The following is an 18837-nucleotide window of genomic DNA, read 5'->3' on the forward strand; positions in this document are numbered from 1 at the left end:
GGTGCCACTGTCCCCTGCATCATGCGGCCTGACGCAGTGGCAAAGCTCCTGGCGCTGCGGGCAGGGCAAATTGCCTGGCCGCAAAGGCCCAGATCATGCGTGAGGCGTCGGGGCCTTTGGGGTCGGAGTAGGCCTGGCTTGCGGCGCCGCCGCTCCAGGCGTGGCCCAGCCCGTCAATCTCGCACAGGGTGCTCACCAGCCGACCCCGGGTGAAAAAGTCGGTCACCGTCACAGGGTAACGGGCACCGCGTTGCAGCGTGCGTGGGCGTCCGGGCGTCGCATCTTCGTGTGTCGCCCAGAGTTGTGCCGCTTTGGCGCCATTGACCGGTGCCACGATGGGGTCCGACCCGCCCTGTATGACCAGCAGCGCGGGCAGATGTTGGTCCGCCGCAAGTGCCGCCAACGGCTCCGCGATGTGCAGGCCGCGCATGGCGCCCAAGGCACTTGCCGTGGAGTGGGCCAGGCCCGGGGCGATGCCCGAGTGCATGGCAACGGCCCGCAAGCGCTGCGGGTGGCGGGTTGCCACCAGTGCAGCCATTCCGGCCCCGGCCGAGAGCCCTGCCAAAGCGATGCGCTCCGGGTCGATGGCCTGGGTGCGGCAGATGTGGTCGATGGCCAACACAATGGCGTCCGCCTCCAACTGGGCTTTGCCGGTGTTGGTCTGGAACCAGTTCCAGCAGCCCTGCAGATTGGACAGGCGGTCCTGCTCGGGGTAGAGCACGACAAAGCGCTCGCGGGTCGCAAGCTGGTTCATGCGCGTGCTGGTGGCCAGCGCCTGCGCATCCTGTGTGCACCCGTGCAGCATCACCATCAGGGGCAGGCGTTCGCCGCGCCGCATGTCGGCGGGCACAAAAAGCCGGTAACGCAAACCACCAGCGATGCCGCTCACCAGGACCGGGTTCTTGCGGGCAGGAGCACGCAGCGGCTTTTTGACGAGCACTTTTTTGGCAGCTGCCCTTTTGGGGATGTGCAGCGCCTGTGTGATGGCCTTGGCGGCCGCGCGCACCGCTGTGCGGGTAGCCGCAGCCAGGGTGCGCTTCAAGGAGCGGCTGGAGAGGGGGCGTAGCAGGCGCATGGCATCGAAGCGCTACGTCCGCGCCACAGCGACCGGGCTCGCGTCGGCCTTGCTGGCATGCGGGTGCGGCAGCAGCCGGTCGCATTCTTCCTTGACTGCCCGGTAGCACTCGCAGGCGCGCGCCTCCAAATGCGGGCGGTCCACTACGGTGATGCTGCCACGGGCATAGCTGATGATGCCGTCCTTTTGCAGCCCCCCTGCGGCCAGGGTGATGCTTTCGCGCCGCACACCCAGCAGCAGCGAAATCTGTTCCTGGGTGACCGTCATCTTGTTGCCCTGCAGCCGGTCCATGCTCATGAGGATCCAGCGCGAAAACCGCTGCTCCACGGTATGGTGCTGGTTGCATACCGCCATCTGCGATGTCTGCACGATCAGCGCCTGTGTGTACAGCAGCGCCAGGTGCTGGAGCTGGCCGCCCAGCGCAAATTCGCGCTTCATCACATTGCGGCTCAGGCGATAGGCCTCGCCCGCACATTGCACTTCAGTGCTGGTGGGCAGGCTCTCGCCGCCCATATAGATGGAGATGCCGATCAGGCCCTCATTGCCAACCAGCGCAATCTCGCTGGACGATCCATCTTCCAGCGCATAGATCAGCGAAACAATGCCCGAGGTGGGGAAGTGCAGATAGTTCACATGGTCGCCGGACTCCGACATGGTCCAGCGCCGCGGCAGCTGCACGCGCTCCAGGTCGGGCAGCAAGCGCGCGTAGTCGGCAGCCGGCAACGCGGCAAGAATCTGGTTGAGAAGCGGATTGGGCGCGGCTGTGGACGGTGCTTTGGTCAAGAAATCTTTCTGTTGGTTTGCGGGGCACCCTTGAATACAAGCAGCGCCTGTCCGGTGCACCATGGGTGCTCCAGATGTCCTCCATTGCACTCTGCACCGACAGCCCTGTCGGTATGCCAGCACACATAGCGGGCAAGCCGCTATGCCACCCTGCTGCAGCCCCTACTTGCCTTGCCGCGCCATGAACACCTCGTGCAGGGTGATCTTGCGCACCTCGGCCTGGCTGGTCGCTATGTGTGTGCGCAGCAGCAGCGTGGCCTGGTCGCCGCGCTGGCGCCCGATGGCCTTGAGGATCTTGGCGTGTTCGTCGTAGGTTGCGTCTATGCGGGCCTGCTTGGTGAAGTCCAGGCGGCGCAGGATGCGGATGCGGTCAGTCACGTCGCGGTGCACGCGGGCAATCTCCTGGTTGCCGCTGGCCTCCACCAGCGCGCAGTGGAAGTCCTCATCCCATTGGCTGACCTGCACGGTGTCGCTGCTGCGCTCGTCTGCTGGCACCAGCCAGATGGCGGCCAGGGCGTCTATGCGTGCCTGGCCTTTTGGACTGCGCGCCACGCCGGCATCGCACAAGCGGTCCACGGCGGCGGACTCCAGCAGCAGGCGCAGGTCGTAGAGCTGCTCGAACTTCTCGAAGTCAAAGGGAAGGATGCGCCAGCCGCTGCGAAACAGCACCTCCACATAGCCCTCCTGCTGCAGGCGGTAGAGTGACTGGCGCACCGGTGTGCGCGACACATTCAGGCGCAGGCTGAGCGCGCTTTCGGTAATGCGGTCGCCCGGAATGAGGCGGAACTCGGCAATGTCCTTCTTGATTTCTTCATACACATCGTCGGCAGCGGAACGCCGCTGCACAGTCACCTTTTTGACAGGTGTTTTCTTGGGAGCAGGTTTCATGGCCGGGAACTCTAACACCGGCCTTGCCTGCGCAGCATCAGCCCAGCACCGCCAACAGTTCCTCGCTGGCAGCCGTCCAGCCGACGATGGCGCCTTGGGCATGCACCATGGCGATGGTGGCGGCCTTGAAGGCGGGGAAGTAGCTCTCGGTGCAGTCGGTCAGCAGCAGGCCGTCGTAGCCGCGGTCATTGGCTTCGCGCATGGAGGTCTGCACGCAGACTTCGGTGGTCACGCCCATGAAGATCAGGTGGCTGATGGCACGGCCCTTCAGTATTTCGTGCAGCGCGGTGCCATAGAACATGCCCTTGCCCGGCTTGTCGATCACGATCTCGGAGGCCAGCGGCGTGAGCTCGGGGATGATCTGGTTGCCCGGCTCACCGGACACCAGGATGCGGCCCATGGGGCCCACATCACCAATGCGCAGGCTGGGGTTGCCGCGTGTGCGCTTGGCCGGTGGGCAGTCCGACAGGTCGGCCTTGTGCGCCTCACGCGTGTGCACCACCAGACCGCCGTGGGCGCGCCAGGCCGCCAGCACGCGTTGGCAGGCCGGGATGATAGGGCGCAGCAGACCCACGTCATTGCCCAAGGTCTCGCCAAAGCCGCCGGGCTCCACAAAGTCGCGCTGCATATCGATGATGACCAGGGCTGTGTGCTTGACCTCAAAGGGAAAGGCAAAGGGCGTGGCGGGTAGGGAAAGGTTTGCTGCCATGGGGGCTCCGGTGGTGGGCTGTGCGGGCAATATGGACGATGGCCTGGCTAGTGGTGGCCGCCGCCCATGTGGGCGCCCAGCTGCTGGCGGTCGGCCTGTGCGGCCGTGGTCTCAAACACGATGCGGCCTTCGCTCATCACCACAATGCGGTCGGACAGCTCCAGCAGTTCGTCCAGGTCTTCGCTGACCAGCAGCACACCGGCGCCGCGCGTGCGCACCTGCACGATGCGCTCGTGGATGTCGCGCACGGCCGCAAAGTCCAGGCCGAACACCGGGTTGGCGGCTATCAGCACCTTGATGTCTCCTGCGAGTTCGCGGGCCAGCACGGCGCGCTGCACATTGCCGCCCGAGAGGCTGCGGATGGGCGCATTCTCGCCCTGGGTCTTGACGCCGTATTCGGCAATCCAGTCACGTGCGCGGCTGCGCCAGGCAGCAAACTGCAACAGGCCGCCCAGGAAGCGGCTGCGGCTCAAGGGGGGTTGGTCAAAGTCGCGCAGCGCCATGTTCTCAGCCACCGACAGGTCGCCCACACAGGCATTGCGCAGCGGCTCCTCGGGCAGGCTGCGCACATACAGGCGCCGGTTCTGCTCGCGCGTGGCGGCATAGGGCTGGCCCGAAACCTGCACCGTGCCGGAGGCGCGTGCACGCTGGCCCACCAGGGCCTCTACCAGCTCGCGCTGGCCATTGCCCGAGACGCCGGCCACACCCAAAATTTCTCCGGCCTGCACCTGCAGGCTGATGCCATGCAGGGCCATGGTGCCGCGGTCGCCCATCGCTGATAAGGCTTGCACGTGCAGTGCGGGCGGCGTGCTGCTTGTGAGGTCTGCCGTGGTGCTTGCGGCCTCGGGCGCCGGGGCAGTTGGCGTTGTCATCGGTGCGGCTGCTTCGGCCGGCGCTGCCGCCGCCTGTACGCGCGGCTCGGCGCTTTCGCCCATCATGGCGCGCGCCAGCAGCTCCGGGTTGGAGTCGGCCACCTGCGCATGGTGCACGGCGCAGCCCTTGCGCAGCACGGTCACAGTGTCCGCATAGGCCATGACCTCGCGGAACTTGTGCGTGATGATGATGACCGAGCAGGCGCCACTGCGCGCAATCGCGCGCACATGGCCCAGCACCTCGTCGGCCTCCTGCGGCGTGAGCACCGAGGTGGGCTCGTCCAGTATCAAGAGGCGCGGGCGCAGGTAGAGCTGCTTGAGCAATTCGAGCTTCTGCTTTTCTCCGGCGGCCAGCTCCGAGGGCTTGGCATCCAGGTTCAGGCTGAAGGGTGTGGTGGCCAGAAAGGCCTGCAGCTCGGCACGCTTGGTTTTCCAGTCAATCAGCGCGGGTACGCTGTTGCCGGCCAGCAGCAGGTTCTCGGCCACGCTCATGCCCGGGGCCAGCGTGAAGTGCTGGTACACCATGCCTATGCCCAGGGCGCGCGCCACCACCGGGTTGGCAATGTCCTGCTCGCGCCCGTCAATCAGAATGCTGCCCTCTTCGGCCCTTTGAAACCCGGCCACGCATTTCACCAGCGTGCTCTTGCCCGCGCCGTTTTCACCCAGCAGCGCGTGCACGCTGCCGGGCTCCACGCGCATGGTGACGCTGTCCATGGCGGTGAAGCTGCCAAAGCGCTTGGTGAGTTGGTAGGTCTCCAGCGTGAGCGCGCCGGTGTGCGCCTTTTGCGGGGGGATCAAGTCGGATGCGCTCATTGCAACGCCTGCAGCAGTTCAGCAGACGTGGCATGTGCGCCGAACACGCCGCCCTGCATGGTGATCATCTTCAGCGCGGCCAGGTGGTTTCCTACGTCGGTGGCGGCGGTGCAGTCGGAGAGCAGCAGGCATTCAAAGCCGCGGTCGTTGGCGTCGCGCATGGTGGTGTGCACGCAGACGTCGGTGGTAATGCCGGCCAGGATCAGGTTGGCAATGCCGCGTGTGTGCAGCACCATCTCGAGGTCGGTGGCGTAGAACGAGCCCTTGCCCGGTTTGTCGATGACCACCTCGCCGGGCAGCGGCGCCAGCTCGGGGATGATTTCCCAGCCCGGCTCGCCGCGCACCAGGATGCGCCCGCAGGGCCCGGCGTCGCCAATGCCCACACCGTTGGTGCCAATCTGGCGCGAACGCCAGCGCTTGTTGGCCGGCAGGTCTGACAGGTCGGGGCGGTGTCCCTCGCGCGTGTGCATCACCAGGTAGCCCAGCTCTCGCATGCGCGCCATCAGGGTTTGCAGCGGGGCAATCGGCGCGCGGGTCAGGCCAATGTCATAGCCCATCTTGTCCACATAGCCGCCGGGCCCGCAAAAGTCGGTCTGCATGTCGATGACGATCAGGGCGGTGTTATCCGGCCGCAAGTCGCCATTGAAAGGCCAGGCGTAGGGGTTGGCGGCAACGGCTTGGGCGGGGTGCGTCATGGTGCGGCTTTATCGGGTGTTGGAGAGTTCGCCCGGGCTGCCCACGGCCACGGCACCGGGCTTGCAGGTCAGCACCAGGATCAGCAGGGTGAGCACATAGGGCACGGTGTTGAACAGGTGGTAGCCCCAGCTCACGCCCACCGACTGCAGGGCCGGGCCAATGGCACCGGCGCCGCCAAACAGGGCGGCCGCGCCTATGCAGCGCAGCGGACTCCAGCGCGCAAAAATCACCAGCGCCACGGCAATCAAGCCCTGGCCGCTGGAGATGCCCTCATTCCAGCTGCCGGGGTAGAAGAGGGTGAGCGACGCCCCGCCCAACCCGGCAATCATGCCGCCCACGCTGGTGGCGATCAGGCGTATGCCGCCCACCGAATAGCCCAGTGCACGCGCCGCATGTGACGAGTCACCCGTCAGGCGCACCAAGAGGCCGTAGCGGGTGCGGCCAAAGGCCCACCACAGGGCCACGGCAATCAGCAGGCCCACCGGCAGCAAGGCGTTGATTTGCAGGGCTGCACGCACGGCCGGCGAATCGCTCCAGTTGCCCAGCTCAATGGCCGGAATCTGCGGGGCCTGCGGCTGCATCAGCGGCTTGCCCAGGTAAAACGCCAGGCCCGTGCCCAGCAGCATGAGGGCAATGCCGGTGGCCACGTCGTTCACGCGCGGCAGCGAACACAAAAGGCCGTGGAGTGCGGCCAGCAGGCCGCCGGCCACTGCACCGGCCAGCACGCCCAGCCAGGCATTGCCGGTGAGGTAAGCGCCGCCAAAAGAGGCCATGGCGGCCAGCACCAGCACGCCTTCCAGGCCGAGGTTGATGCGGCCGGATTTTTCGGTCAGGCATTCGCCCAGGCTGACGAACAGAAACGGCACGCCCACGCGCAGGGCGCCGCCGCCAATGCCTGCGGCCAGCGATATCCACATATCCGGGGTCATAGGTGTATCTCCTTCTCGCCCATCACCGCCACCGGCCTGCGCCAGCGCAGCAGGGGGGTGAGCACAATCTGCTTCCAGTCCAGGTCGCGCAGCGCCTCGCTGGCCAGGATGAGCACAAAGGCAATGCCTTGCAGCACCTGCACCGAGGCATCGGGCAGGCCCAGGCGGCGCTGCAGCAGGCTACCCGCTGCGCCAAAGCCGCCAAACAGAATCGCCACGGGGATCACGGCAAAGGCGTTTTGGCGCGAAATAAAAGCCACCAGAATCCCGGCATAGCCATAGCCCGTGATGAGCGACGCATTGGCATTGGTGTGCACCGCTGCTACCTCCACGGCACCGGCCAGGCCGGCGCAGGCACCACCCACGGCACAGGCTATCAGCACCAGCTGCGAGGCCGGCAGGCCCACCAGCTGCGCGGTGCGCGGGTTGCCGCCCACCACACGCACGGCAAAGCCCGAGGCCGTCTGGCGCAACCACAGGCCGCAGGCCAGGCAGGCCAGCACGCCCAGCACCAGGCCCCAGTGGATGTCCGAGCCGGCAATGCCGCCCAGGCGCATGCCCTCACTCAGGGCGTAGGTAGAGGGCTTGTTCAGGCTGGCCGGGTCGCGCAGCACGCCTTCCACCAGATGCTTGAACAGGCCAATGGCGATATAGGCCATGAGCAGGCTGCTGATGGTCTCGTTGATGCCGCGGTACTGGCGCAGCCAGCCCACCAGCGCAATCCACAGCGCACCCGCCAGAGCCCCTGCGGCAAACACCAGCGTGGTGCCCACGATGTTGTCGGGCAGGGGCACGGCATAGGGCAGGGCAGCACAGGCCAGGCCCCCCAGCACCAGCGCGCCCTCGCCGCCAATCACCACCAGGCCGGCGCGTGCCGGCACCACCACGCACAGGGCGGTGAGCATCAGGGGCGCGGCGCGCTGCAAGGTGTTCTGCCAGGAGAACCAGTCGCCAAACGCGCCCTTGAACAGGATCACCCAGACGTCGACCGGGTTCACACCCGAGAGGCTGACAAAGCCGCCGAAGACCAGCAAGGCTGCTGCGATGGCCAGCACCGGCAGCAGGATGTCTTTGAGGGATTCGCGCATGGCGGGGTGCCTCTGCAGGTGGTGAGGCTTTAGATGGAGCCGATCACGCCTTCGACCAGGTAGTTCATCTTCTCCAGCTCGATGTCGGTCTGCGCAAAGGTCTTGCCTGCGGGCACCACGATGTTGCCCTTGTTGTCTTTGAGCGGGCCCTTGAAGATGTCGAACTTGCCGGCAACCATCTTGGCCTTCACGTCGTCGGCCTGCTTCTTGGCGGCGTCCGTCACCATGGCGCCATAAGGCGACATCTTCACGTAGCCTTCCTTCAGGCCGCCGCGGATGAAATTGGGGTGCGGCTTGCCACTTTGTGCGGCTTCGATCACGGCCTTGTAGGCGGTGAGCCAGTTCCATTCGGCTCCGGTCAGGTAGGCGTTGGGGGCTAGCTTGGCCTGGCTTGCGTGGTAGCCGCAGACCATCTTGCCGCGCTTGGCCGCGGTTTCCACAATCACCTTGGGGCCGTCCACGTGCATGGTGATCACGTCCACGCCCTGGTCGCACAGGCTGTTGGTGGCCTCGGCTTCTTTGACGGCGATGGACCAGTCACCGGTGAAGATCACCGAGCAGGTGATGCCGGGCTTGACCGAGCGCGCGCCCATCAAAAAGGAGTTGATGTTGCGCAGCACCTGGGGGATGGGCTTGGCCGCCACAAAGCCGATCTTGCCGCTCTTGCTCATGTGGCCGGCGATCACGCCGTTGAGGTACTGGCACTCGTCGATGTAGCCAAAGTAGCTGCCCACGTTCTTGGGGTGCTTGCCCTCGGTCCACATGCCGCCGCAGTGGGCAAAGCGCACGTCGGGGTATTTGCCGGCCAGGGCCAGGATGTGGGGGTCAAAGTAGCCGAAGCTGGAGGGGAAGAGCACGCTGGCACCGTCCTGCGCAATCATGCCGGCCATGGACTTTTGCACGGCGGCGGTTTCGGGCACGTTCTCTTCTTCCACCACCTTCACGCCCGGCATTTTCTTGATGGCAGCAGCGGCTTCGGCCTGGGCCTGGTTGTAGCCGTAGTCGTCCTTGGCACCCACATAGATGCAACCCACGGTGATGGGCTTCTGGGCCAGCGCCAGGGTGCTCCAGGAGCCCAGCGTGCTGGCGGCGCCCAGTGCGGCGATGGTCTTGATGGAATCTCGGCGGTTGGGGTTCTGCAGTGTCATGGTCTGGGTTCCTGGTGGCGGGTTGAGGGAGGTCCAAAACAGTGCGGAAAATCCACGACTATTCTTGGATACAAGATGGTGTGCAAATTCTGTGCCGGTTTTTTCGGCGGCGGTTTCAGGGCGCGGCTTCGAGCAGGCTGACATGGGCACTGACCACCTTCCAGCCTGCGGGCGTGCGCATCCAGGTCTGGCTTTGGCGGCCGCTGCGGCTGGCACCTGTGCGCTGGAATTCGATGTTCACCGTGGCAAAGTCATGCCCGTAAGTGGTGATGCAGGTGCGCAAAACAGTGCGCGCCAGGCCGGTGGATGGGCGCGCCGCGCGAAAGGCCTGGATGGCCGCATAGCCGTACAGGTTCTCGCCCACGCCATAGCGCAGCGTGTGCTCGCTGTTCCAGAACAGCGTGTCCAGCACGGCCACATCGTTGCCCACCAGGGCGGCCTCGTACTGGTCGCTGATGGACTGCAGCTCTTGCAGCACGTGGGGGATATTGATGTCCATGTCAGAGCTTCACGGTTTTGAGGTGTGCAATGCCTGCGTCCTGCAGGCTCTGGGCGGCGCGCAGGGCCAGGTCTTCGCGCCAAGGGGCGGCAATCAGCTGCACGCCGATGGGCATGCCGCCAGTGCCGCTGGGCCACAGCGGCGCCGTCACCACCGGGCAGCCGGAAAACGAGATGGGCTGCGACAGCAGGCCAATTGACGGGCGACAGGGCATCTGCTGCCCGTTGATGTCCAGCCACTCTGCACCCAGGAGCGGCGCGCTCAAGGGTGTAGCCGGGGCGACCAGCACATCCCAGTCCTTGAAGAGCGCCAGCACGCGTTCGCGGTAGATGCGGCGGAATTGTTGGGCGCGCAGGTACCAGGCAGTGGGCTGCAGGGCACCGGCCAGAAAGCGGTCCACCGACAGCGGCTCAAAGTCGTCCAGGCGGGTTTTCAGATCCGCCAGGTGCAGGCGCCCGCCTTCGCTGGCGGTGATGATGAAGGCGGCCGCGCGCGCCAGTGCGGCGTCCGGCCAGAGTGCTATTTCCGGGGTGTTGAGCGTGCGTGCGGCGGTGGTTGCGGCCTCGGTGGCAGATGGCGTGGCCAGCTCTTCAAAGTAGCCGCCCAGGCGCGCGATGCGCAGGCCCTGGCTGCCCCGGCCCAGCATTTGGCCCACGGGCTGCACGCGCAGCGCGTGGCAGCCGGGGTCTTGGGAGTCGGGCATCTGGAGGGCGTCATAGGCCAGGGCCAGGCCCTCCACCGAATCGGCCAGCGGGCCCAGGTGGTCAATGCTGTGCACAAAGGGGTAGCTGCCCCGGCGCGAGAGGCGTCCGAACGTGGGCTTGAGGCCCCACACGCCGCAAAATGAAGCTGGTACACGGATGGAGCCATTGGTGTCGGAGGCCAGGGCAATCGGCACCTGGCCTGCGGCCACGGCCGCCCCCGAGCCGCCCGAGGAACCACCGGCCGTGCACGCCAGCTTGTGCGGGTTGTGGCTGGGGCCGTAGTGGGAGTTTTCGGTGGTGAAGCCGTAGGCGTACTCATCCATATTGAGCGTGCCCACCAGCACGGCACCGGCCTTCTGCATTTGCGTGATCAATGCCGCATCGGCCTGTGCAGGCGGCATGCCCTGGTTGACCTTGGAGCCGGCCAGGGTGACCAGGCCTTCCACATCAAACAGGTTCTTCACGGCATAGGGCACTCCGGCCAGGGAGGGCAGGACGGCGCCCGACTGGCGCAGGGCGTCCACCGCATCGGCCTCGCGCCGTGCACGCGCATGGGTGTGGTCGATGAAGGCGTTGACCTGGGGGTTGGTGGCTTCAATGGTTTGCAGCGTGGCCTCCAGCACCTCGCGTGCACTGCGCTCGCCGCTGGCAATGGCGCGTGCCAGTTGCACGGTGGTGGGGGTGGCTGCGCTCATGGGGCGCTCCGGTAGTCGCTGTCGCGCAGCGCAGGAAATTCGGCCGGGCAAAAGATCTCGCTGGGCTCTTCCTGGAGTGCCATGGGGAAGGCTTCGAGCTGGCGCGCCAGCAGCAGGGTGCGGCCCAAATGACCGGCTACCGCGTGCGCTCGCGCGTCGTCCAGCGGCAGTTGCAAAAGCGTCGCGGCAGCTTTCACATAGGCCAAAACATCGGCGTCGTTCATGCGGGGCTCCAGGGCGTGGTGTCGATATGGGGGATGGTGGTGGGTGCGGGCAGCGGCGTGGCCAGTGCGCCTTGCAGCATGCCCGTGGCATGGTGGTAGCGCTGACCCAGTTCGGCCAGCTGCCAGTCACTGGCGCAGGGGCCCACCAGGGTGATGCCAAAGGGCAGGCCGTCGGGGCGGATTTCGCTGGGCACCGACAGCGCCGCATAGTCCAGCAGGTTGACGAAGTTGGTGTAAGTGCCCAGGTTGCGGTTCAGGGCCACCGGGTCGGCCTGCATCTGCTCTATGGTGTAGTGCGTAGGGGCGGTGGGCAGCAGCAGCACATCGATATCGGTCCACATGGTGTGGGCCTGCTGGCCCAGGGACTGCAACTGCGCCTGCGCCTGAAATACGTCGGCCGCGCTGTACTGGCGGCCGCTGGCAATGATGCTGCGCACCGGCTCCATCACTTCCTTTTCATGTGCGTCGAAAAAGCTGCGGATGGCGGCGTAGCGTTCGGCCACGAGGGCGCTTTCATAGAGCAGGGCGGCGGCCTGGGCCAGCGGGGCATAAGCCACAGTCACCGGCCTGCCGCCCAGAGCCTGCAACTGGCGCACGGCGCGGGCAAAGGCCTGCTCGGCCAGTGCGTCGCCAAAGAACTGCAGCACATCGGGCACGCCAAAGGCAAAGGCCTCTGGGAAGGGCCTGCTCAAGAGCCGCAGGACGCGTGAATAGGGGTCTTTGGCATCATGCCCCATGGCCACAGCCAGTACCTCTGCGGCCAGGCCCACGCTGCGCGCAAAGATGGACACGCAGTCCGCACTCTGCGCCGCAGGCAGCACGCCCCGGGTGCTGATCAGCCCCTTGCTGGGCTTGAGGCCGACGATGTTGTTCAGGCCCGCCGGCACCCGGCCCGAACCGGCCGTGTCGGTGCCCAGCGCAAAGTCCACCTGGCCGGTGGCCACCACATAGGCCGAGCCGGAGCTGGAGCCACCTGATACGTAGTCTGGGTGAAAGGCATTGGGCACCGCGCCATAGGGCGAGCGCGTGCCGTTGAGGCCACAGGCAAACTGGTCCAGGTTGGTCTTGCCCAGAACCTGTGCACCGGCCTGCTGCAGCCGTGTGACCACGGTGGCACTCTCCTGGGGCAGGTGCGCAAAGGCCGGACAGGCCGCCGTGGTGGGCAGGCCGGCCACGTCGATGTTGTCCTTGACGGCAAAGGTCAGGCCGCTCAGCGGTCCCTGCGCCACCAGGGGTGCGCTCGCCTGCACGCGGCTGATCCAGGCATGGGCGGCCAGATCGGCGGGGGCTTGCTGGGCAGTCGAGATGGCGGTCGAGAGGGCTTGCACCATATTCAGGCATCCAATCTTGTATCCAAGGATGCGATGCAAGAGCTATGCCACAGGCCTCGCGTACATCGCTTACACTGCGCGTGCTTGTCGGGGCGCCCAAGACGAAAGTCGGGGCTGAGACCACTGTTTTTGTGGAACCCGCTGAACCTGATCGGGGTCATTCCCGCGTAGGGAACAACGCAACTTGGCACCGGCCCATTCCTGGCGTTTGACGCACAGCACCACCGGTCGCCCAGGCAGGCTCCACCTTGATCCGGAGATCGCCTTGCACCCAAACGCTTCAGCTACCCAAGCCCCGCAACGCACCTTTGCGGGTCCGCGCACGCCGGTAGCAGGCGCGGCCTTGGGTGGGCTGCACGTGGCCATTGCCGGTGCCGGTCTGGCCGGGCGCCTGCTGGCCTGGCGCCTGCTGCGCGCGGGCTGCCGCGTCACCTTGCTGGATGTGCGCAGCCGCGCGGCGCAGGACACAGCGTCCATGGTGGCTGCAGCCATGCTCTCGCCGTTGGCAGAGCTGGCCGTGTCGGACGCCGTGGTGTTTGAACTGGGCCAGCGCTCCATGGCGCTGTGGCCGCAGTGGATTGAAGAGCTGCAGGCCAGCAGCCCGGCTGCTGCGGCGTCACCGGTGTATTACCGCCAGCAGGGCTCGCTGGTGGTGGCCCACGCGCCGGACCAGAGTTCGCTGGCCCACTTCACGCGGCTGTTGCAGCACAAGCTGCCGGCGGCCTTCCAGCAGCAGGTGCAAAGCCTGGACGCAGCACAACTGGCCACGCTGGAGCCCGCCCTGGCCGGGCGCTTTGGCCATGGCCTGCATTTGCAGGGCGAAGGCCAGCTGGCCAACGACCAGTGGATGGTGGCGCTGGCACACGCGCTGGACCGCTTGGGCGTGGTGTGGCATGAGGGCGTGACTGTGCACACCCTGCAGGCCAACCGACTGCTTGCCACCCGTGGCCCAGAGGCATTGGAGATTGCGGCGGACTTGGTGGTGGACGCCCGCGGCGTAGGCAGCAAGCCGCTGCTAGGCGAACTGCGGGGCGTGCGCGGCGAGGTGTTGCGCGTCGAATGCCGTGGCGTCGTACTGCAGCGCCCGGTGCGCCTGATGCACCCGCGCTACCAGCTGTATGTGGTGCCGCGCCCCGACAACGTCTTTGTGGTGGGGGCCACGGAACTGGAGTCCGAGGACAGCGGCCCCATCACGCTGCGCTCCATGCTGGAGCTGGGCAGCGCCCTCTACAGCCTGCACCCCGCCTTCGGCGAAGCCCGTGTGCTGCAGGCCTCTGCCGCCCTGCGCCCGGCCCTGGACAACGACCAACCCGCCTGCACCCTGCGAGACGGTGTCTGGCACATCAACGGCCTGTACCGCCACGGCTACCTGTGCGCACCGGCCCTGGTGGAATCTTTGATGCACACACTGGAGAAACTGAGTCCATGAACCCCCATGACATCTACGTCAACGGCGCACCGGTGCAAACCCGGGCTGCCCATTTGCAGGCCTTGTTGCAAGAGCGCGGCCACCAGCTCAATGCTGCCTTTGCCTGCGCCATCAACAACACCTTCGTGCCGCGCACGCAGTGGGCCCAGCGCGCCCTGCAGAGCGGCGACCGGGTGGATGTGATCGCACCCATCACCGGAGGCTGACATGCAAACTCCCTCGACACCAGCGGCCGACACCTTGAACCCTGTGGCCACCGGCCCCTGGACGGTGGGTGGCGTCACCCTCAGCAGCCGCATGCTGCTGGGCACTTCCCACTACCCCTCGCTGCAGGTGCTCAGCGAGGCAGTGGCCGCCAGCGGCACCGAGGTGCTGACCGTGGGCCTGCGCCGGCTGCAGCCCGAGAGCGGTGGCGGCAACCACTTCTGGCAGCGCGTGCAATCGCTGGGCTGCCACGTGTTGCCCAACACCGCCGGTTGCCACAGCGCCGACGAGGCCGTCACGCTGGCCCAGATGGCGCGCGAGATTTTTGGCACGCCCTGGATCAAGCTCGAAGTCATTGGCGATGACTACACCCTGCAGCCCGATCTGGCGGCCACGCTGGACGCCGCCACGCGTCTGGTGCGCGAAGGCTTTGCCGTTTTTGCCTACACCACCGATGACCTGGTCACGGCGCAGCGCCTGCATGGCGCGGGCTGCGCTGCTGTCATGCCCTGGGCCGCGCCGATTGGCAGCGGCCGTGGCCCCATGAACCCCTATGCGCTGGAGACTTTGCGCAGGCGCCTGCCCGATGCTGTGCTGGTGGTGGACGCCGGTCTGGGCCGCCCATCGCACGCCACGCAGGTGATGGAGTTCGGCTTTGATGCGGTGCTGCTCAATACCGCCGTGGCACAGGCCGGTGACCCGGTGCGCATGGCGCGTGCCTTTGCAGAGGGCGTATCCGCCGGCCGCAACGCATATCTCTCCACACCCATGCCCGAGCGCAGTTCCGCCCAGGCATCCACCCCCACCGTAGGCATGCCCTTCTGGCATGCGCCCTGAGGAAACCCATGCCGCTCACCACACCCGAAACACCCTTTGCATCCTTGACCGCGCGCCTGGGCTTTTACCCGGTGGTGCCTGACGCCACCTGGGTGGCGCAGCTGCTGCAATGGGGCGTGCGCACCGTGCAGCTGCGCTTCAAACCGCTAGACACAGGCGAAGACGCAGACCACCGGGCGGCGGCCATACAGCAGCAGGTTCGTGCAGCCGTAGCCGCCGGTCGCGCCACGCCCGGAGCGCAGGTTTTCATCAACGACCACTGGCGCGAGGCCGTGGCCGAGGGCGCCTACGGCGTGCACTTGGGGCAGGAAGATTGGGCCGCCCTGAGCGATGCCGAGCGCGCCACCTTGCGCAGCTCCGGCCTGCGCCTGGGGCTGAGCACCCACACCCCGCAAGAGCTGTCACTGGCCAGCCTGGCCCAGCCCTCGTACCTGGCCATTGGCCCGGTGTACCCGACCACACTCAAGGTCATGCCCTATGCCCCGGTGGGTCTGGAGCAGCTGCGGGTGTGGACGCAGGGCGTCAGCCCCTGTCCCGTCGTGGCCATAGGCGGCATATCGCTGGAGCGCCTGCCCGGCGTGATGGCCTGTGGGGTGAACGGCGTGGCCGTGGTCAGCGCCGTGACGCAGGCCAGCAATCCGCAGGAGGCGGCTCTCTGTGGCTTGCGCCTGGCAGGCCCGGCCTAGCTGCGCGCTTGCGCGGCCCCGGCCAGTTTGAACACCGACACGGTTTGCACCAACTCCTGCGCCAGGGTGTTGAGGCTGCCGGCTGCCGCCGCCATTTCTTCCACCAGTGCCGCGTTTTGCTGGGTGGCCTCATCCATTTGCGAAATGGCCTGGCCCACTTGCATGACGCCGCTGGCCTGCTCGTTGCTGGCGGTGGTGATGGCGGCCATGATGTCGGCCACGCGTTGGATGGAGTCCACCACCTCGGTCATGGTGGCTCCGGCCCGGTCCACCAGTTCGCTGCCCTGTTCCACCTTGTCCAGGCTGGTCTGGATGAGGGCCTTGATCTCCCGGGCGGCACTGGCACTGCGTCCGGCCAGCGAGCGCACCTCCGAGGCCACCACGGCAAAGCCGCGGCCCTGTTCACCGGCACGCGCGGCTTCCACCGCCGCATTGAGCGCCAGGATGTTGGTCTGGAAGGCAATGCCGTCAATCACGCTGATGATGGCCGATATCTGGTGGGACGATTCGTTGATGCCGCGCATGGTGGACACCACCTGGCCCACCACGGCGCCACCGCGTTCAGCGACCTGCGTGGCATTGGCTGCCAGTTGATTGGCTTCGGTGGCCGAAGCGGCGTTTTGCCGCACGGTAGCACCCAGTTGTTCCATGGACGAAGCAGTCTCCTCCAGCGCTGCAGCTTGCTGCTCGGTGCGGGCCGAAAGGTCGTGGTTGCCCTGCGCAATTTCTGCACTGGCAATCGCAACACCTTCCGAGCCATGGCGTACCTTGGCCACAATCTGCGACAGGCTGGTTTGCATCAAACCCAGCTGGGCCATCATGCTGTGGTCATCCTGGGGCTTGAGGCGGATAGGGGTGTCGAGTTCTCCTGCGGCTACCCGCTTGGCCAATTCGGTGGCCTCCGAGGGTTCGGCACCCAGTGAGCTCAGCTGGCTGCGCACGATGGCGCCAATGGCAAAAAACAGCACGATCTGCAGCAAGCCCTGGCCCAACCACAGCAGCAGGTTGATGTGGCGCAGGCTCTCGCGGTCGGCCTGAATATCCGAGGTGATGCTGACCACGCCCAGCACCGCACCTTCATCCACGCCATGGCACTCCAGGCATTTGGAGCCGCGGAAATTTTTGCGGGCGATGTAGGGAATCACGGCGCGCAGGGTGGTGGCACCGGCCTGGCTGTCATCCATGCGGTAGGCCGTCACGCCGCTGGCCAGCACGCTGCGGTCCATGTCATCCACCGGCGCCTGGTTGGGCAGGCCGGGGCCGAATTCGTCGATCACGCCCTTGCCGCGCACCACGCGCAACTCCTTGAGTCGTTCGGACTCACCCATTTTGCGGATAAAGAGTTCACGCACCTTGGGGTCGTCAATCACATCGTGGCCTTCGACTTTGGTGGACATCAGGGTGTTGAGCGCATTGATCACGCCATCGGCCACGGTGGCGGTTCGGTCTTCGGCTGCCCGCAGGGAGCGGTGCTGGATGGCGTCGGATATCCAGTATTGGGCAGCCAGCAGGATGACCAGCAAAATGCCCTGGATCAGGAGTTGCAGCTTGCGTTGCAGGCCCAGGCCGGACCAGCGTGAGGAAGAAATGTGCATGGCTTGATATTGCCGGCTACCTCTGGGATATCGCCGATATGGCGATGTGAATCAACCGGTAAACGCCATGCTAGGCCACACGGCTTCAGCCGGGTGAACTATTGCGGGGGCTCTTGATGTGCATCAGATCTTCTTGCGGCTGTGGCTGGGGCTGTGGTTTTAGGCGCATGGGGTTGAGCATGGCATCGGCTTCTTTTTGTGCGGCCTTGCGGCCTTGCTGGTCCAGCTCGAACTGCCAGTCCTTGAGGGTCAGGCTCAGTGTGACCAGCGCATCGCGCATGTCGAGCAGCTCTTGCACCAGATTCCTGCTCAGCTGGTTGCGGTCGGGCGGTGTGGAGGGCGTGTTCATGGGGTACTCCTTGGGGCGGTTTGGCAGTCTTGTGCTGCCTGGTTGTGGCTTGGAGTGCCCACTATGGTTTCACGCATGGCCCCATGCTTTGCGTATTGTCCGCATTCATACATTCATCCGCCAGCAGCCAAGTCGTGGCTGAGGGAATGGCGGGCACAATGTTTGCGACAATCAGCCCATGCCTTCAGCCTGAGGGCGCTTGGCTGACTTTCTGGGGTTGTCTACATGTTGGGTTTTTTGCCACCGGCGGTTCGCGGTGCCCTGTCGTTTCTGGTGCTGACCATCAACACCTTGTTCTGGTGTCTGCTGCTGTTTGTGCTGGCGCTGTGCAAGGCTGTGCTGCCGTTTGAGGCTGCGCTGTCGCGCCTGGACCCTTTGATCAACGGCATTGCCTCGGCCTGGACGCGCTGCAACAGCGCCTGGATGCGCCTGGCCCACCGCACCGACTGGACCATCGAGGGCGTGGAGAGCCTGCGCTACAACGACTGGTACCTGGTGAACTGCAACCACCAGTCCTGGGTGGACATCTTTGTGTTGCAGGACGCGCTCAACGGCCGCATACCGGTGTTGAAGTTTTTTCTCAAGGCCGAACTGTTCTATGTGCCGGTGATCGGCCTGGCCTGGTGGGCGCTGGACTTCCCCTTCATGAAGCGCCATTCGCGCGCGGCCCTGCGCAAGAACCCCAACCTGCGCAACGACGACCGTGACAGCGCGCGCCGCGCCTGCGCCAAGTTTGCCCGCACGCCTACCTCGGTGATGAACTTTGTGGAAGGCACGCGCTTCACGCAAGACAAGCACGATACCCAGGCCTCGCCCTATGTGCACCTGCTCAAGCCCAAGGCCGGCGCCATGGCCATGGCACTCAATGCCATGGGCGCGCAGTTCCATTCCCTGGTGGACGCCACCATTGCCTACCCCGACGGTATTCCGACCTTCTGGCAGTACCTGTGCGGTCAGTCCTCACGTGCGGTGCTGCGGGTGCGGCAGGTGGAGATTCCACTGGAGTTCTGTACTGGCGACTACGAGAACGACCGGGCGTTGCGCAAGTCTTTCCACCGCTGGTTGGACGAAGTCTGGCAGCACAAGGATGCGGAGTTGGGCGCGATGTTGGCGGGGGCCAGGCGCGTCTGAGTCCGGGTTCCTTGTGTGCCTGCGGGTGGGTGCGCAGGTGGGGCAAGGGCGAGCTCCTCATGGTGGAGTACCACAAATCGTCGCCCGCCCTTGCCCCACCTGCTCACTGGAGCGTTGCTGCGCTTGCCGGTGAATACCGAACGCCGGGTACC

At 65.9% G+C, this 18837-nt stretch carries 19 protein-coding genes, 1 pseudogene and 1 riboswitch; of the genes and pseudogenes, 5 read left to right on the forward strand and 15 right to left on the reverse strand.

Annotation, left to right across the window (positions count from 1 at the left end):
- Positions 1 to 19 precede the first annotated feature (19 nt).
- The 13 genes and pseudogenes from DIC66_RS06855 to atzF form a co-directional block, all read right to left on the reverse strand.
- The gene (locus DIC66_RS06855; RefSeq protein ID WP_117175388.1) at positions 20 to 1075 is read right to left on the reverse strand and encodes an extracellular catalytic domain type 1 short-chain-length polyhydroxyalkanoate depolymerase; all 1056 of its coding nucleotides are present in this window, start codon (positions 1073 to 1075) and stop codon (positions 20 to 22) included.
- Between the two features lie 12 nt (positions 1076 to 1087).
- Positions 1088 to 1858: a Crp/Fnr family transcriptional regulator gene (locus DIC66_RS06860; RefSeq protein WP_233505816.1), complete on the reverse strand. Its 771-nt coding sequence runs from the start codon at positions 1856 to 1858 to the stop codon at positions 1088 to 1090.
- 162 nt (positions 1859 to 2020) lie between these two features.
- On the reverse strand, positions 2021 to 2746 hold the full coding sequence (locus tag DIC66_RS06865; protein ID WP_117175392.1) for a GntR family transcriptional regulator: 726 nt from the start codon (positions 2744 to 2746) through the stop codon (positions 2021 to 2023).
- A 37-nt stretch (positions 2747 to 2783) separates the two neighbouring features.
- Entirely contained in the window at positions 2784 to 3455 is a 672-nt protein-coding gene (locus DIC66_RS06870) for a cysteine hydrolase family protein (RefSeq protein ID WP_117175394.1), read from the reverse strand.
- Positions 3456 to 3502: 47 nt separating this feature from the next.
- Positions 3503 to 5140, reverse strand: a complete 1638-nt coding sequence (locus DIC66_RS06875) for an ABC transporter ATP-binding protein (protein WP_117175396.1) — start codon at positions 5138 to 5140, stop codon at positions 3503 to 3505.
- Positions 5137 to 5835 (reverse strand): biuret amidohydrolase, encoded by a 699-nt coding sequence (gene biuH, locus DIC66_RS06880; protein WP_117175398.1) that lies wholly within the window; start codon positions 5833 to 5835, stop codon positions 5137 to 5139. Before biuH ends, DIC66_RS06875 begins: the two co-directional genes overlap by 4 nt.
- Before the next feature lie 9 nt (positions 5836 to 5844).
- On the reverse strand, positions 5845 to 6765 hold the full coding sequence (locus DIC66_RS06885; RefSeq protein WP_117175400.1) for an ABC transporter permease: 921 nt from the start codon (positions 6763 to 6765) through the stop codon (positions 5845 to 5847).
- A complete protein-coding gene (locus tag DIC66_RS06890) occupies positions 6762 to 7853 on the reverse strand; it encodes an ABC transporter permease (protein ID WP_117175402.1) in 1092 nt (363 codons plus the stop codon). The genes DIC66_RS06885 and DIC66_RS06890 overlap by 4 nt, the downstream gene beginning before the upstream one ends.
- Positions 7854 to 7882: 29 nt before the next feature.
- A complete protein-coding gene (locus DIC66_RS06895; protein WP_117175404.1) occupies positions 7883 to 9001 on the reverse strand; it encodes a BMP family ABC transporter substrate-binding protein in 1119 nt (372 codons plus the stop codon).
- A 115-nt stretch (positions 9002 to 9116) separates the two neighbouring features.
- Entirely contained in the window at positions 9117 to 9500 is a 384-nt protein-coding gene (hpxZ, locus tag DIC66_RS06900; protein WP_117175406.1) for an oxalurate catabolism protein HpxZ, read from the reverse strand.
- 1 nt (position 9501) lies between these two features.
- Positions 9502 to 10899, reverse strand: a complete 1398-nt coding sequence (locus DIC66_RS06905; RefSeq protein ID WP_117175408.1) for an AtzE family amidohydrolase — start codon at positions 10897 to 10899, stop codon at positions 9502 to 9504.
- Entirely contained in the window at positions 10896 to 11123 is a 228-nt protein-coding gene (locus tag DIC66_RS06910) for an AtzG-like protein (protein WP_117175410.1), read from the reverse strand. The genes DIC66_RS06905 and DIC66_RS06910 overlap by 4 nt, the downstream gene beginning before the upstream one ends.
- 11 nt (positions 11124 to 11134) lie before the next feature.
- A pseudogene (atzF, locus tag DIC66_RS06915) lies at positions 11135 to 12454 on the reverse strand (allophanate hydrolase); the annotation flags it as partial.
- Between the two features lie 78 nt (positions 12455 to 12532).
- A riboswitch (TPP riboswitch) is annotated at positions 12533 to 12645 on the forward strand.
- 152 nt (positions 12646 to 12797) lie between these two features.
- Between atzF and thiO the strand changes: the two are divergent.
- The 4 genes from thiO to DIC66_RS06935 are packed head-to-tail and all read left to right on the forward strand — an operon-like array spanning position 12798 to position 15610.
- The gene (thiO, locus tag DIC66_RS06920; RefSeq protein WP_117175414.1) at positions 12798 to 13883 is read left to right on the forward strand and encodes a glycine oxidase ThiO; all 1086 of its coding nucleotides are present in this window, start codon (positions 12798 to 12800) and stop codon (positions 13881 to 13883) included.
- On the forward strand, positions 13880 to 14089 hold the full coding sequence (gene thiS / locus DIC66_RS06925; protein ID WP_117175416.1) for a sulfur carrier protein ThiS: 210 nt from the start codon (positions 13880 to 13882) through the stop codon (positions 14087 to 14089). Before thiO ends, thiS begins: the two co-directional genes overlap by 4 nt.
- A gap of 1 nt (position 14090) precedes the next feature.
- Positions 14091 to 14924, forward strand: coding sequence for a thiazole synthase (locus tag DIC66_RS06930; RefSeq protein ID WP_117175418.1), 834 nt, complete (start codon positions 14091 to 14093; stop codon positions 14922 to 14924).
- Positions 14925 to 14932: 8 nt separating this feature from the next.
- Entirely contained in the window at positions 14933 to 15610 is a 678-nt protein-coding gene (locus DIC66_RS06935; RefSeq protein WP_117175420.1) for a thiamine phosphate synthase, read from the forward strand.
- On the opposite strand, the gene DIC66_RS06940 is transcribed toward DIC66_RS06935, so the two are convergent.
- Positions 15607 to 17205, reverse strand: coding sequence for a methyl-accepting chemotaxis protein (locus tag DIC66_RS06940; protein WP_233505818.1), 1599 nt, complete (start codon positions 17203 to 17205; stop codon positions 15607 to 15609). The two genes, DIC66_RS06935 and DIC66_RS06940, sit on opposite strands and share 4 nt — an antisense overlap.
- Positions 17206 to 17290: 85 nt before the next feature.
- Complete coding sequence (locus DIC66_RS06945) at positions 17291 to 17554, reverse strand: hypothetical protein (protein WP_117175422.1); 264 nt, start codon at positions 17552 to 17554, stop codon at positions 17291 to 17293.
- Positions 17555 to 17779: 225 nt separating this feature from the next.
- Between DIC66_RS06945 and DIC66_RS06950 the strand changes: the two genes are divergently transcribed.
- Positions 17780 to 18685 carry an acyltransferase gene (locus tag DIC66_RS06950; protein ID WP_117175424.1) on the forward strand — a complete coding sequence of 302 codons (906 nt, stop codon included), beginning with the start codon at positions 17780 to 17782 and terminating at the stop codon, positions 18683 to 18685.
- Positions 18686 to 18837 lie beyond the last annotated feature (152 nt).

The organism is Rhodoferax lacus, from assembly GCF_003415675.1.
GTDB lineage: Bacteria > Pseudomonadota > Gammaproteobacteria > Burkholderiales > Burkholderiaceae_C > Allorhodoferax > Allorhodoferax lacus.

Bases quoted from the DNA above. Each gene is read 5' to 3' on its own strand.
- biuH (WP_117175398.1), bottom strand. From the start codon at position 5,835: ATGACGCACCCCGCCCAAGCCGTTGCCGCCAACCCCTACGCCTGGCCT.
- DIC66_RS06930 (WP_117175418.1), top strand. From the start codon at position 14,091: ATGCAAACTCCCTCGACACCAGCGGCCGACACCTTGAACCCTGTGGCC.
- DIC66_RS06870 (WP_117175394.1), bottom strand. From the start codon at position 3,455: ATGGCAGCAAACCTTTCCCTACCCGCCACGCCCTTTGCCTTTCCCTTT.
- DIC66_RS06855 (WP_117175388.1), bottom strand. From the start codon at position 1,075: ATGCGCCTGCTACGCCCCCTCTCCAGCCGCTCCTTGAAGCGCACCCTG.
- DIC66_RS06865 (WP_117175392.1), bottom strand. From the start codon at position 2,746: ATGAAACCTGCTCCCAAGAAAACACCTGTCAAAAAGGTGACTGTGCAG.
- hpxZ (WP_117175406.1), bottom strand. From the start codon at position 9,500: ATGGACATCAATATCCCCCACGTGCTGCAAGAGCTGCAGTCCATCAGC.
- thiS (WP_117175416.1), top strand. From the start codon at position 13,880: ATGAACCCCCATGACATCTACGTCAACGGCGCACCGGTGCAAACCCGG.
- DIC66_RS06895 (WP_117175404.1), bottom strand. From the start codon at position 9,001: ATGACACTGCAGAACCCCAACCGCCGAGATTCCATCAAGACCATCGCC.
- DIC66_RS06890 (WP_117175402.1), bottom strand. From the start codon at position 7,853: ATGCGCGAATCCCTCAAAGACATCCTGCTGCCGGTGCTGGCCATCGCA.
- DIC66_RS06910 (WP_117175410.1), bottom strand. From the start codon at position 11,123: ATGAACGACGCCGATGTTTTGGCCTATGTGAAAGCTGCCGCGACGCTT.
- DIC66_RS06885 (WP_117175400.1), bottom strand. From the start codon at position 6,765: ATGACCCCGGATATGTGGATATCGCTGGCCGCAGGCATTGGCGGCGGC.
- DIC66_RS06905 (WP_117175408.1), bottom strand. From the start codon at position 10,899: ATGAGCGCAGCCACCCCCACCACCGTGCAACTGGCACGCGCCATTGCC.
- DIC66_RS06875 (WP_117175396.1), bottom strand. From the start codon at position 5,140: ATGAGCGCATCCGACTTGATCCCCCCGCAAAAGGCGCACACCGGCGCG.
- DIC66_RS06950 (WP_117175424.1), top strand. From the start codon at position 17,780: ATGTTGGGTTTTTTGCCACCGGCGGTTCGCGGTGCCCTGTCGTTTCTG.
- DIC66_RS06940 (WP_233505818.1), bottom strand. From the start codon at position 17,205: ATGCACATTTCTTCCTCACGCTGGTCCGGCCTGGGCCTGCAACGCAAG.
- DIC66_RS06945 (WP_117175422.1), bottom strand. From the start codon at position 17,554: ATGAACACGCCCTCCACACCGCCCGACCGCAACCAGCTGAGCAGGAAT.
- DIC66_RS06935 (WP_117175420.1), top strand. From the start codon at position 14,933: ATGCCGCTCACCACACCCGAAACACCCTTTGCATCCTTGACCGCGCGC.